Source organism: Streptomyces sp. R28, from assembly GCF_041052385.1.
GTDB lineage: Bacteria > Actinomycetota > Actinomycetes > Streptomycetales > Streptomycetaceae > Streptomyces.
Window position 1 is genome coordinate 7,144,699 of sequence record NZ_CP163439.1, and the last position, 12,599, is coordinate 7,157,297.

Here is a 12,599-nt window from a genome sequence, read left to right on the forward strand (position 1 = left end):
CCCCGTTCGAGGCGGTCCGAGTCGTCAGACCAGGTGGTCGAACTCTCCTTCCTTCGCGCCCGCCAGGAAGGCGGCGATCTCGGCCGGTGTGTAGACGAGGGCCGGCCCGTCGGGGTCGCGGGAGTTGCGCATCGCGACGCTGCCGTCGCCCAGGGGGGCCACCTCGACGCAGTTGCCCTCGGCATTGCTGTGCCGGCTCTTGGTCCAGCGGACGCACAACGAGCTTGCCCGCACGCCGTTCGGTGCTGTTGGCACTGCACTCTCCTTGCTCACGTTCCGTCACGTGTACGCCCCGCCGCCCCGGCGGGCCCGGAGGCATCACGTGCTCTGCGTCGACACCGTTCGCGCAATTTCCCGTGAAATTGCACGGAGGCGCCGTCGGCGTGGATAATAGTCCGTGGCGTCAACTGCAGCGCGGACGCCTCGCCTTGACCGTGTATCAGGGAGACGTTGTGTCCTTACCTGCGTACGAAGGGCTTCGACTGCCCGGTAGCGCTGCGCCACCCGCGGAGTGGACCGGGTCGCCGGCAGCGCACCCCGGCACCCCGGGCCGGAGTCATCTCACCAGGCCCGAACCCCCGCGCGTCTCGCCCCGCTCGGCCGCCCTGCGCCTCGTCGGCGCCGAACAGGGTTGCTGCCAGGCCCGCGACTTCGTCCGTCGCACCCTCGGTGACTGGGCCCTGGACCACTGCAGCGCCGACGCCCTCATGGTGGTCACCGAGCTGGCCGCCAACGCCGTACTGCACGCGGCCCCGCACTCCCGGCCCACCCCTCGGCCGCCGGTGAGCCCGAGATCTGGCTCAGGCTCAGCCTCCGCCGCCCCGCCCACCTGGTCTGCGCCGTCACCGACCCGAGCGACAACCCGCCCGTGTACCCGCACACCAGCGACCCCCTCGACGAGCACGGCCGAGGGCTGCGCATCATCGACGCCCTGTCCGAACACTGGGGTTGGACCCGACGCCAGCCCATCGGCAAGACGGTCTGGGCGATGCTCCCCACCGACAGCCAGCCGTGATTCACCCATAAGTGCCCGTATGGGCCGCCAAATTCAGGACGCCTCGGGCGGTGGTGTAACGCGGTCACGTTTGCATGACGCAGAACCAGGCAGAAGTGGTCACCGTCGCCGGCCGAATTTCGGCTCCGCGGGGTGACCTGTCCGCCCAGCAATGCGCCAGAACGGATTTCTCGTGACCACCGACCCGGCTTCCGGATACCGGAAGTGCGGCCGAGCCGCCGCACACGGAACGGCGGACCGGCTCCACGGATGGGCACAGGACATTTTCACGACGGGCACACGGAGCCCACGAGTCACCCTCAATTACGGCGTCCCGGCCGCCCCCTATATGCTGCCGGGCGCGGAATTGCCGCGCAGCTCCATGGCCTGACGGAATTACCAGCGAAGGATCGGCATGGCGACAGGAACTCACACCGAAAACGTTCACCCACCAATATATGAAGAATTGGTGCGCGAACGCGGAGACGCCGTGGCGGAAGCTCAAAGGGCAGCCACGCACACGGAGATCCAGGCGGCGGAACTACTGACCGGCGGAGAAGCGCCCCACTGGGACCAGCCGACGGGGTATCACGGGGCATCATCCTGAGCCTCACGCCGGGTGACCCGCAGGCGCGTCGTACCCGGCGTCGTCGTAGGCCGCGGTGAACCGTTCGACAGCCGCCCAGAGTTCACCTTCCCGCTGTGGGGCGTAAGCCTCCTTCGAGGAACGGGCCACCCGGCCGCGGTTGACGTAGAACCCGGTCGGCGCCTTGGACGTGCCGAGGACGACATCGGCGAGGCAGCGGCCCGCAGCCCGGCTGGTCGCCAGCGGGGTGAGGGTCAGCAACGGCAGGATGTGCCGCATCGCGAACCGGGAGACAGGGGCGGCGTTGCGTCCGAAGGCCTCCGGCGACATCCACCGAGGGCCAGCCGGGCACCATGCCCAAGTTGTGCTTGAAGTCGCCGAAGTGGGTGTCGCTGGCGCTGAGCACGATCCGTGCGGGACCGACGAAGCGGTCCTGGAGCAGACGGACGAGGAGATGGTCGGCGAGCACCCGCCGGCCGGACGAGGAGGTACACGTACACGTCCGGCGACCGCCGCAGGATGTGCCCCGCGGCAACACGGCCGATCCCGCGGCTCGCGCCCGTCATCACGATGGTGCGCCGCACAGGCACGGCGAACTCCTCCACCGGTGAGCCGACGTCATCGGCGCGGACCGCACACACATCCCCACGTTCGCTGGACGCGCAGGCGCCGACCAATGCTGTCCCCGGCAGACGCGGGCTTCCCCATGACGGACGGCTGTCGGGCCCCGGGACTGCGCCGCGAGGAGCTCGCACAGCTGGCCGGGCTTTCTGTCGACTACGTCCTGCGCCTGGAGCAGGGACGGGCGAAGAGCACCTCGGCGCAGGTCGTCGGCGCCCTCGCCCTTCGACTGTCCCGCGCCGAGCGCGACCGACTCCACCGAAGCGCAGGTCTCCTGCCACCCCAGGACGGAACGATCAGCAGGTCACCGCCCTCTCGCTCACCGATGATGCGAACCTCCGGCAGGACGTCGCTGAGGTCTGCTCGTCCGGTCAGCCAGACATCTGAGGCTGGCGGTGATCGGCTCCGCCGCTCACGGGATCAGGAAAGCTGCCCGGACTCGTGAAGCGCGTGGAAGACCATCTCGTCGACGACCGAGACCCGGTCCCGATCGGCGTAGCGGAACCACGCCTTCTCGGCGATCTCCCGCGACGGGATCAGCTCGCCGCGGTGATCGGCGGTGTAACAGATCATCCGGAAGGGGCAGTGCTCCGGATGGCCCTCGCCGATCTCGAAAGTGCCGAAATGCACCATGGAACCAGGGTCGATCGCTGCCCGCAGTTCCTCGTCGATCTCCCGGACCAGGGTCTCGCTGTCGGACTCGCCCGGCTCACGATGACCGCCCGGGAAGTAGAAGCGATCTCTGTCGTGACTACGGGTCACCAACACCCGGTCGTTCCGAACCAGGACCCACGCCACCTTCTCCGGCACACCACTGCCATTCGCCATGGCCCGGGACCGTATCTGGTGTCACGTGGTCCGGATGCCTGCGATCTCTTCCTCCTTGTGGCTGGCGAGACCGATGATCACAGTCGGTCAGTCGCCGCCAAGTTGCGCTACGTGTCAATATCTTAAGCGCAAGAATTATCAACTTACGTCAGGTAATAATAAATTACCCACCAGGATTGCCGACTGTCTCTACGGTTTTGGTTGTTGCCGCGCCGGTCAAGTGCGTGACTGATCCCATTGGGGGGCTTCTCGTGAGCATTGCCGTCGACCCACTGCGCCTGTCCAAGCCGCAGGACTCCAGCACGTACCTCGCCATCAAGACCCCTCAGGGCGGCCGCACGGTCTACAGCGTGCGCGTTCCCCTCCTCGACCTCCCGACCATCCTCCCCGTTCCCGACCCGAACAACGTCGACAAGGACAACCGCAAGGTCGACCGCCTCCACGCCAAGCACTTCGGCGAGTACCTCGACACCAAGCAGGACTGGGTCGCCCCTGCGCTGTTGGCCCGGGACGGCGGCGGATGCATCTTCGAGAAGGTGGATGACCAGGGCGCCGTCGGCTACCTCACCGTTCCGTGGGCGATCGGCGGCATCTCCAGCCTGCGGACCATCGACGGCCAGCACCGCGTACTCGGCGTCGCCATCGAGAAGCAGCGCATCACCGACGCCATCTCCGCCGTGGACCGCGAAATGGCTCGAAAGGTCAGCCCCGAGAAATTCGCGAAGCTCGAGACCGAACGCGAGAAGCTCATCGGCCAGATGAACCGCCTCAAGGCCGAGTACGTCGGTCTGGATATCTATGTCGAACCGGACCCGATCAAGTCTCAGCAGATGTTCGTGGATGTTGCCGACAACGCCAAGGGCATCAGCAGCGCCGTCCGTGCGCGGTTCGACAGCTACAAGGTCGCTAATCGCACTCTGTCCGACGTCATCGACCACCCGCTGCTTAAGGGGCGGGTCGACGCTGAGCAGGATCGCATGACGCTCAAGAACCCCAACTTCATGGGTGCCAAGCACGTCGCCGACATCACCCGCGCAGTCATGGCCGGTGCCGGCGGCCGGATCAGCAAAAAGGCCGAGCAGACTCTCACCGACGGCGAGGTGATCGAGCAGGTAAAGGACTTCCTCGACGTTATCTCCAACGCCTTCACCGACCTCGCCTCCCTCACTGAGGACGACCCCGAGGCGGATCGTCAGCCTGGGGAGCTCACCATGGCCCAGGAGGTACGCCGAAACTCGCTCCTCGGCTCGGTGGGCATGCTTCGCGTTCTCGGGGGCGTGTTCCGCGAGCTCCGGGCGGGCGAGAATCCGGCTGAGCTCGACGACGTCACCGACTTTTTCAAGCGCCTCGACCCGCACATGCCCGCGCCAGTCTCCGAGACCAGCATTTGGCGTACGACCGCGGCCACCGTCGATTTCGAGCCCAACGCTTCGGCACCGATCATGCGCACACAGAACATCGTCCACCTGGTGGGCGTTATCGCTGGCTGGTACAAGAAGGCGCCCGCCGCCCTGTAGGTCATGAATCGGGATGAGGGCGCCACTTCGGAAAGTGGCGTCCTTCGCGCCTCTGGCACGAGAGTGGCACCGAGGGGAGTGGTCGGCTCGTCGACGTACTTCCCCGGTCTGGCAGGAAGCTCGCGCGCCGGCGCTCCCGCCGGCCGTTCTGGCCTCACCGCTCGAGGCCCGTCCGTACGACCTTCGGCACCCGGTGCTGTCGACCTGGCTCAACTCCGGCGTCGACGCGACCGAGGTAGCCGAGCGCGCGGGCAACAGCGTTGAGGTCCTGCTGAGTCGCTACGCGAAATGCATCGACGGTCGGCAGGAGACCGCCAACCGCAAGATCGAAGAGCTGGTGCACAGGGACGATGCTTCAAGATCGTGTCCGTGAATAGTCCACGGGCCCCGACACACGGTCGCTCACGGCGGCATACGGCTGTACATACGCGAAGACCCCGACCGCAGCGTTTCCGCTGGTGACGGGGTCTTTGGGCACCTAAATCAAGGTGCCCCCGGCAGGATTCGAACCTGCGCACACGGCTCCGGAGGCCGTTGCTCTATCCCCTGAGCTACGGGGGCGTGTCGGGCGCCTTGCTTGGCGGCGACGGGTAGAACACTACCAGTTCCTCCGGGGTGTTCATGAACGAGTTTCCGGGGTGGTGGCACCGGGTGCGACCTGCGGTGGCTTGTCCGCAGGGGGTGGAAGTGGGGAAAACCCGGACGCGGTGGCCGGTCCGGACCTACTCTCGAGTTGTGCCAGGCGCGTCGGGCCGGGTGCTTGTTGTGGACGACAACAAGGTCATCCGGCAGCTGATCAGGGTCAATCTCGAACTGGAGGGGTTCGAGGTGGTGACCGCGGCCGATGGTGCCGAGTGTCTCGATGTCGTTCATCAGGTGCGGCCCGATGCGATCACCCTGGATGTCGTCATGCCGCGGCTCGACGGGCTGCGGACCGCCGCACGGCTGCGTGCCGACCCCCGTACCCGTGATCTTCCCCTCGCCATCGTCAGCGCCTGTACCCAGTACGAGGTCGACAGCGGCCTCGAGACCGGCGTCGACGCCTTCCTCGCCAAGCCCTTCGACCCCGCCGAACTCGTCAGCCTCGTACGGCAGTTGATCGGGCGGGAGCGTAGCGGGGAGCGGAATCGGGAACGGAGTCGGGAACGGAGGGGCGACCCCGAGCATGGGGTCGAGGACGCGGGTGCCGACGAGGTCGTATTCGGGAGCGTCTTCGGGGCCGGCGAGGCCGCCGGGCGCACCGGCGGCTGACAGCCCGGTCGGTAGCGTCATCGCGGACATGGACCGGCAACTCGGCCGACGACGACGTCGCGCCGCCCGCCCCCGCGCCGCCCGCGCCCCCGCAGCGTCCATCCCACCCGGTCCGTCCACATCGCCCGCGTCGACCCGCCCCCACCCCGTCCACATCGCGGGACCCGGCCCAAACCCATTCGCATACCCACCCCCCTCCTCCCCTACGCTTGTCCCGTGACCCCCGTCGAGCTCTCCCGTACCGTGCTGCGCGCGGTGCGTCGTGCTGTCGACGAGGGGGAGCTGCGCGTCAGCGTGCCGGAGCGTGTCGTGGTCACCGCTCCCGGGCCCGGTGGCTGTGGTGACTACGCCACCAACATCGCCCTCCAGCTCGCCCGCCCGGCCGGACAGCCGCCCCTGCGCGTCGCGGAGATCCTGCGGCTGCACCTCGCCGGCGTGGACGGCGTCGCCGACGTCGTCGTCACCGGGCCCGGCTTCCTCAACATCAGCCTCGGCGGCACCGCGCCCGCCGCCCTCGTCGAGGAGATCCTGCGGCGTGGCACCCGGTACGGGTACGCCGACGGCCCCTCCGCGGATTTCGCGCCGCTGTACTGCCCCCGTGAGGTGCGGGCCGTGGTCGTGATGGACACCGTCGCCCGGATCCTGCGGTCCCAGGGCGCCCTCGTCCGCACCCGTTGCGAGGCCGCACTCGAGCCGCAGTGGGCCGACCTCCTGGGGGTACGTGTCGACGGGCACGGCACGCAGGGCATGCAGGGCGCGCAGGACTCGCCCGACCCGCCCCACTACGTCGTGCGTCCGGTGCCCGCCCCTGTCGATCCCCTCCCGCTCGGCCGCGACGCCGCCCGCTGGGCCCTGCTCCACCCCGCCGCCCACGACCGGCCCCGTATCACCGACGACCACCTCGTCCAGCGCGAGAGCAACCCCCTCTTCCGCGTCCGCTACGCCCACGCCCGCACCCGGGCCCTCGGCCGTAACGCCGCCGACCTGGGATTCGACGCCGAACCAGGGGACGTACGACACGACGTCATCGCCCTGCTCGCCGACCACCCCCGTGTCCTGGCCCGCGCGGCAGCGCACCGCACCCCCGACCGTCTCGCCCGGCACCTCGTCACCGTCGCCGATGCCGTGCTCCCTCTGCTGCCCGCCGTCCTTCCCCGCGGTGCGGAGAAACCCTCGGCCACCCACCGCGCCCGGCTCGCGCTCGCCGAAGCCGCCGGGACGGTGCTGGCCGGTGGCCTGTCCCTGCTCGGCATCGACGCACCCGAACACCTCTGAGAGAGTCCACGCCAGTCATGAGCCGTTCCGCCCACCCCGCCGGGCCCCGCCACGCCGACGTCCTCCCCGAGGGGCACTACTCCGCTCCGCCCACCGACCTCAACGCCCTCGACCCGAAGGTGTGGGCCCAGACCGTCGCCCGCAACGCCGAAGGCGTCGTCACCGTCGGCGGCATCGACGTGAAGAGCCTCGCCGAACAGCACGGCACCCCCGCCTACTTCCTCGACGAGGCCGACTTCCGGGCCCGGGCACGGGCCTGGCGCAGCGCCTTCGGGGCCGACGCCGACGTCTTCTACGCCGGCAAGGCGTTCCTGTCCCGTGCCGTCGTGCGGTGGCTGCACGACGAGGGGCTCAACCTGGATGTGTGCTCCGGGGGCGAGCTCGCCACCGCCCTCTCCGCCGGAATGCCCGCCGACCGCATCGCCTTCCACGGCAACAACAAGTCCGTCGACGAGATCACCCGGGCCGTCAACGCCGGTGTCGGGCGTATCGTCCTCGACTCCTTCCAGGAGATCGTGCGGGTCGCGCACATCGCGCGGGAACTCGGCAAGCGGCAGCGCGTCCAGATCCGGATCACCGTCGGCGTCGAGGCGCACACGCACGAGTTCATCGCCACCGCCCACGAGGACCAGAAGTTCGGCATTCCGCTCGCCGGCGGGCAGCCCGCCGAGGCCGTGCGGCGGGCCCTTCAGCTCGACGGGCTGGAGCTCATCGGGATTCACAGCCACATCGGGTCGCAGATCTTCGACATGTCCGGCTTCGAGGTCGCCGCGCACCGCGTCGTCGGGCTGCTCAAGGACATCCGCGACGAGCACGGTGTCGAGCTTCCCGAGATCGACCTCGGGGGCGGGCTCGGGATCGCCTACACCAGCGACGACGACCCCCGCGAACCCCACGAGATCGCCAAGGCGCTGACCGAGATCGTCACCCGCGAGTGCGAGGCCGCCAAGCTGCGGACTCCGCGGATCTCCGTCGAGCCGGGGCGCGCCATCGTCGGGCCGACCGCCTTCACGCTCTACGAGGTCGGCACCGTCAAGCCGCTCGACGGGCTGCGCACGTATGTCTCCGTCGACGGCGGCATGTCCGACAACATCCGTACGGCGCTGTACGACGCCGAGTACAGCGTCGCCCTCGTGTCCCGGACGAGCGACGCCGAGCCCATGCTCGCCCGCGTCGTCGGCAAGCACTGCGAGAGTGGGGACATCGTCGTGAAGGACGCGTTCCTTCCCGCCGACCTGGCACCGGGCGACCTCATCGCCGTACCGGCGACGGGTGCCTACTGCCGGTCCATGGCCAGCAACTACAACCACGTGCTCCGGCCGCCCGTCGTCGCCGTGAACGACGGTGAGGCCCGGGTGATCGTCCGCCGTGAGACGGAGGAGGACCTCCTGCGTCTCGACGTCGGGTAACCCTGTAGGACCGGGGGTGGAAGATCTCCTGTCTTCCGCCCCCGTACAAATGAAATCGATGTCTCACGATCCGGACGTAGGGCAGAAAGTCCCGTCCGGTGAGTGAGACTGGTGCAACCGTAGATGGTAAGAGGAAACGAGGTCGGATGATGCGTACGCGTCCGCTGAAGGTGGCGCTGCTGGGCTGTGGGGTTGTCGGCTCAGAGGTGGCGCGCATCATGACGACGCACGCCGACGACCTCGCCGCCAGGATCGGGGCGCCCGTGGAGCTCGCGGGGGTGGCCGTACGGCGGCCCTCCAAGGTCCGTGAGGGCATCGACCCTGCGCTCGTCACCACCGACGCGACCGCCCTCGTCAAACGCGGCGACATCGATGTGGTGGTCGAGGTCATCGGGGGCATCGAGCCCGCCCGCACCCTCATCACCACCGCCTTCGAGCACGGCGCGTCGGTCGTGTCGGCGAACAAGGCGCTCCTCGCCCAGGACGGCGCCGCCCTGCACGCGGCCGCCGAGCAGCACGGCCGTGACCTCTACTACGAGGCCGCCGTCGCCGGCGCCATCCCGCTGATCCGGCCGCTGCGGGAGTCCCTCGCCGGCGACAAGGTCAACCGGGTGCTCGGCATCGTCAACGGCACCACGAACTTCATCCTCGACAAGATGGACTCGACCGGCGCCGGGTATCAGGAGGCCCTCGACGAGGCCACCGCCCTGGGGTACGCCGAAGCCGACCCGACCGCCGACGTCGAGGGCTTCGACGCCGCCGCCAAGGCCGCCATCCTCGCCGGAATCGCGTTCCACACGCGTGTGCGCCTCGACGACGTCTACCGCGAGGGCATGACCGAGGTCACCGCCGCCGACTTCGCCTCCGCGAGGAACATGGGCTGCACCATCAAGCTGCTCGCCATCTGCGAGCGGGCCGAGGACGGGGCCTCCGTCACCGCGCGCGTGCATCCCGCCATGATCCCGCTGACCCACCCGCTCGCCTCCGTGCGCGGCGCGTACAACGCCGTGTTCGTCGAGTCCGACGCCTCCGGGCAGCTCATGTTCTACGGCCCCGGCGCGGGCGGTTCCCCGACCGCGTCCGCCGTGCTCGGCGACCTCGTCGCCGTCTGCCGCAACCGGCTCAGCGGGGCAACGGGGCCCGGCGAGTCGGCGTACGCCGCCCTGACTGTGTCGCCGATGGGTGACGTCGTCACGCGGTACCACATCAGCCTCGATGTGGCGGACAAACCGGGTGTTCTCGCCCAGGTGGCAACCGTGTTCGCCGAGCACGGAGTCTCGATCGATACGGTTCGCCAGCAGGGCAAGGACGGCGAGGCCTCCCTCGTCGTCGTCACCCACCGTGCGTCCGACGCGGCCCTCACCGGGACCGTGGAGGCGCTGCGCAAGCTCGACACCGTGCGGGGTGTCGCCAGCATCATGCGGGTTGAAGGAGAGTAACCAGCAATGACCCACCAGTGGCGCGGAATCATCGAGGAGTACCGGGACCGGCTTCCCGTCTCCGACACCACGCCGGTCGTGACGCTCCGCGAGGGCGGCACGCCCCTCGTGCCCGCGCAGGTGCTCTCCGAGCGCACGGGCTGCGAGGTCCACCTCAAGGTGGAGGGTGCGAACCCGACCGGGTCCTTCAAGGACCGCGGCATGACCATGGCCATCACCAAGGCCAAGGAGGAGGGCGCGAAGGCGGTCATCTGCGCCTCCACCGGCAACACGTCGGCCTCAGCCGCCGCCTACGCCGTGCGCGCGGGCATGGTTTCGGCCGTTCTCGTCCCGCAGGGCAAGATCGCGCTCGGCAAGATGGGCCAGGCCCTCGTGCACGGCGCGAAGATCCTCCAGGTCGACGGCAACTTCGACGACTGCCTCACGCTCGCCCGCGACCTGAGCGACAACTACCCCGTGGCGCTGGTCAATTCGGTCAACCCGGTGCGTATCGAGGGGCAGAAGACGGCCGCCTTCGAGATCGTGGACATGCTGGGCGACGCTCCCGACATCCACGTCCTGCCGGTGGGCAACGCGGGCAACATCACCGCGTACTGGAAGGGCTACACGGAGTACGCCGCCGACGGCATCGCCGGGCAGACCCCGCGCATGTGGGGCTTCCAGGCCTCCGGCTCCGCGCCCATCGTGCGCGGCGAGGTCGTCAAGGACCCGTCGACCATCGCCACCGCCATCCGCATCGGCAATCCCGCGTCCTGGCAGTACGCGCTCGCCGCGCGGGACGAGTCCGGCGGCTTCATCGACGAGGTGACGGACCGTGAAATCCTGCGCGCCTACCGGCTGTTGGCCGCGCAGGAGGGCGTCTTCGTGGAGCCCGCCTCGGCCGCGTCCGTCGCCGGTCTGCTGAAGGCCGCCGAGCAGGGCAAGGTCGACCCGGGCCAGACGATCGTCTGCACCGTCACCGGCAACGGCCTCAAGGACCCCGACTGGGCCGTCGCCGGCGCCCCGCAGCCCGTCACCGTCCCGGTCGACGCGGCGACGGCGGCCGAGCGGCTCGGACTGTCGTAAGCCGGGCCACACCCCGTCGTAGCGGCGCCCGACCCCGTCGTACGGGGCTCGTGTCCGCGTATAAGAGGGCGCTTACCTGGGGGACTTCCCTCCAGGGGGTGCACAGGGGGCATACGACACGCATCGTGCGCCTCCTGTGCGCCCTATGTCGCCACAGAACCTACCTTCGATAGGCTGTACCGAACCCGCCCGCCGCATATGCCTCCGCATGGGGCGCGGTGCCGCGCCGTCTCCGCGGCCCGGAAGCGGCCCCAGGGGTCTTCGTACGTCATCGAATGTCGTCATCGAATGTCTTCGACAATCACGCAGCTCAAGGAGAGTCATCGAGCGATGGCCGGTCCAGCCTTCCGCGCCGCCGCCGTCCGGGTGCGCGTCCCCGCCACCAGCGCCAACCTCGGCCCGGGCTTCGACGCCCTCGGCCTGTCGCTGGGGCTCTACGACGACGTGGTCGTCCGGGTGGCCGACTCCGGGCTGCACATCGACATCGCGGGTGAGGGCAGCGAGACGCTGCCGCGTGACGAGAAGCACCTTCTCGTACGGTCCCTGCGCACCGCCTTCGATCTGCTGGGCGGCCAGCCGCGCGGCCTGGAGATCGTCTGCGCCAACCGCATCCCGCACGGCCGGGGCCTCGGCTCCTCCTCGGCCGCCATCAGCGCCGGCATCGTCGCCGCGCGCGCGGTGACGATAGGCGGCGAGGCCAAGCTCGACGACACGGCCCTCCTGGAGCTCGCCACCGAGATCGAGGGCCACCCCGACAACGTGGCGGCCTGTCTGCTCGGCGGCTTCACCCTCTCCTGGATGGAGGGCGGCGCCGCGCGGGCGATCAGGATGGACCCGGCCGATTCCATCGTTCCGGTGGTTTTCGTGCCCGGAAAGCCGCTCCTGACCGAGACCGCGCGCGGCCTGCTCCCGCGCACCGTGCCGCACGTCGACGCCGCCACCAACGCGGGCCGTGCAGCCCTGCTCGTGGAGGCCCTGACCAGGCGCCCCGAACTGCTGCTGCCCGCCACCGAGGACCGTCTCCACCAGGAGTACCGCGCACCCGCGATGCCGGAGAGCGCGGCGCTGGTGGAGCGGCTGCGGGCCGACGGCGTCCCGGCCGTGATTTCCGGCGCGGGCCCCACTGTTCTGGCGTTGGTCGATGCCGACAGCGCCGACAAGATCGCCCATCTGGCAGGCGACGGCTGGGCCGCGAACCGGCTCGAGCTGGACGCCCAGGGAGCGAGCGTGCTGCCGCTTGCGCCCTGACACACGGTTGCCGGATTTCGAGAGGGGGAATGTTTGTTGGATCCGGTAGTGTTAATCTCAAGTCTGCACCCGACCCCACCATGGCGAGGTGCTTCGTGTCCCCGTCCGGGACAGACATTCTTCCGGGAGCCTCCCAAGCCGCACTGTGTTCCGTACGACGTACGCGGGCATTGAGCGACTCGCCGGGCACGCTCCGGAACCGGCGCGACCGAGCCGAGTGACACAGACACTGAGTGCCACAGCTCTGGGAAGTGCCATCACCAGAAATTTCCCCCGCCGCTTCGGCGGAACACCGCCCCGGCACGGTCCACACACCAAGGACCGAAGCCGGACAGCACAACCGGTCGCCGAGCCAGACAGGCCGAC

The 12,599-nt window shown here is 69.2% G+C and carries 11 protein-coding genes, 1 tRNA gene and 2 pseudogenes; 10 read left to right on the forward strand and 4 right to left on the reverse strand.

The window, feature by feature from the left end:
• Positions 1-24 precede the first annotated feature (24 nt).
• Positions 25-255 carry a DUF397 domain-containing protein gene (locus AB5J49_RS32185; RefSeq protein ID WP_369172371.1) on the reverse strand — a complete coding sequence of 77 codons (231 nt, stop codon included), beginning with the start codon at positions 253-255 and terminating at the stop codon, positions 25-27.
• A 613-nt stretch (positions 256-868) separates the two neighbouring features.
• Between AB5J49_RS32185 and AB5J49_RS32190 the strand changes: the two genes are divergently transcribed.
• On the forward strand, positions 869-1,015 hold the full coding sequence (locus AB5J49_RS32190) for an ATP-binding protein (RefSeq protein ID WP_369172372.1): 147 nt from the start codon (positions 869-871) through the stop codon (positions 1,013-1,015).
• Between the two features lie 589 nt (positions 1,016-1,604).
• On the opposite strand, the gene AB5J49_RS32195 is transcribed toward AB5J49_RS32190, so the two are convergent.
• Positions 1,605-1,910, reverse strand: a complete 306-nt coding sequence (locus AB5J49_RS32195) for a hypothetical protein (RefSeq protein WP_369172373.1) — start codon at positions 1,908-1,910, stop codon at positions 1,605-1,607.
• A gap of 277 nt (positions 1,911-2,187) precedes the next feature.
• Between AB5J49_RS32195 and AB5J49_RS32200 the strand changes: the two are divergent.
• Positions 2,188-2,502: pseudogene (locus AB5J49_RS32200) on the forward strand (helix-turn-helix domain-containing protein); the annotation flags it as partial.
• 119 nt (positions 2,503-2,621) lie between these two features.
• Here AB5J49_RS32200 and AB5J49_RS32205 read toward each other — a convergent pair.
• Positions 2,622-3,029 (reverse strand): NUDIX domain-containing protein, encoded by a 408-nt coding sequence (locus AB5J49_RS32205; protein ID WP_369172374.1) that lies wholly within the window; start codon positions 3,027-3,029, stop codon positions 2,622-2,624.
• A gap of 251 nt (positions 3,030-3,280) precedes the next feature.
• On the opposite strand from AB5J49_RS32205, the gene AB5J49_RS32210 reads away from it, so the two are divergent.
• Both AB5J49_RS32210 and AB5J49_RS32215 read left to right on the forward strand, forming a co-directional pair.
• On the forward strand, positions 3,281-4,546 hold the full coding sequence (locus AB5J49_RS32210) for a DNA sulfur modification protein DndB (protein ID WP_369172375.1): 1,266 nt from the start codon (positions 3,281-3,283) through the stop codon (positions 4,544-4,546).
• A gap of 75 nt (positions 4,547-4,621) precedes the next feature.
• Positions 4,622-4,919 (forward strand): annotated as a pseudogene (locus AB5J49_RS32215) (site-specific integrase); the annotation flags it as partial.
• Between the two features lie 116 nt (positions 4,920-5,035).
• Here AB5J49_RS32215 and AB5J49_RS32220 read toward each other — a convergent pair.
• Positions 5,036-5,107, reverse strand: a tRNA-Arg gene (locus AB5J49_RS32220).
• A 195-nt stretch (positions 5,108-5,302) separates the two neighbouring features.
• Between AB5J49_RS32220 and AB5J49_RS32225 the strand changes: the two genes are divergently transcribed.
• The 6 genes from AB5J49_RS32225 to thrB all read left to right on the forward strand — a co-directional run bounded on the left by AB5J49_RS32225 (position 5,303) and on the right by thrB (position 12,233).
• Complete coding sequence (locus tag AB5J49_RS32225; protein WP_369175337.1) at positions 5,303-5,797, forward strand: response regulator; 495 nt, start codon at positions 5,303-5,305, stop codon at positions 5,795-5,797.
• A 216-nt stretch (positions 5,798-6,013) separates the two neighbouring features.
• Positions 6,014-7,072: an ArgS-related anticodon-binding protein NrtL gene (gene nrtL / locus AB5J49_RS32230; RefSeq protein WP_369172376.1), complete on the forward strand. Its 1,059-nt coding sequence runs from the start codon at positions 6,014-6,016 to the stop codon at positions 7,070-7,072.
• A 17-nt stretch (positions 7,073-7,089) separates the two neighbouring features.
• The gene (gene lysA / locus AB5J49_RS32235) at positions 7,090-8,481 is read left to right on the forward strand and encodes a diaminopimelate decarboxylase (RefSeq protein ID WP_369172377.1); all 1,392 of its coding nucleotides are present in this window, start codon (positions 7,090-7,092) and stop codon (positions 8,479-8,481) included.
• A 146-nt stretch (positions 8,482-8,627) separates the two neighbouring features.
• On the forward strand, positions 8,628-9,920 hold the full coding sequence (locus AB5J49_RS32240; protein ID WP_369172378.1) for a homoserine dehydrogenase: 1,293 nt from the start codon (positions 8,628-8,630) through the stop codon (positions 9,918-9,920).
• 6 nt (positions 9,921-9,926) lie between these two features.
• Positions 9,927-10,985 (forward strand): threonine synthase, encoded by a 1,059-nt coding sequence (gene thrC / locus AB5J49_RS32245; protein WP_369172379.1) that lies wholly within the window; start codon positions 9,927-9,929, stop codon positions 10,983-10,985.
• A 330-nt stretch (positions 10,986-11,315) separates the two neighbouring features.
• Positions 11,316-12,233, forward strand: a complete 918-nt coding sequence (gene thrB / locus AB5J49_RS32250) for a homoserine kinase (RefSeq protein WP_369172380.1) — start codon at positions 11,316-11,318, stop codon at positions 12,231-12,233.
• Positions 12,234-12,599 lie beyond the last annotated feature (366 nt).

Bases quoted from the DNA above. Each gene is read 5' to 3' on its own strand.
- thrC (WP_369172379.1), top strand. From the start codon at position 9,927: ATGACCCACCAGTGGCGCGGAATCATCGAGGAGTACCGGGACCGGCTT.
- AB5J49_RS32195 (WP_369172373.1), bottom strand. From the start codon at position 1,910: ATGTCGCCGGAGGCCTTCGGACGCAACGCCGCCCCTGTCTCCCGGTTC.
- lysA (WP_369172377.1), top strand. From the start codon at position 7,090: ATGAGCCGTTCCGCCCACCCCGCCGGGCCCCGCCACGCCGACGTCCTC.
- thrB (WP_369172380.1), top strand. From the start codon at position 11,316: ATGGCCGGTCCAGCCTTCCGCGCCGCCGCCGTCCGGGTGCGCGTCCCC.
- AB5J49_RS32240 (WP_369172378.1), top strand. From the start codon at position 8,628: ATGATGCGTACGCGTCCGCTGAAGGTGGCGCTGCTGGGCTGTGGGGTT.
- AB5J49_RS32205 (WP_369172374.1), bottom strand. From the start codon at position 3,029: ATGGCGAATGGCAGTGGTGTGCCGGAGAAGGTGGCGTGGGTCCTGGTT.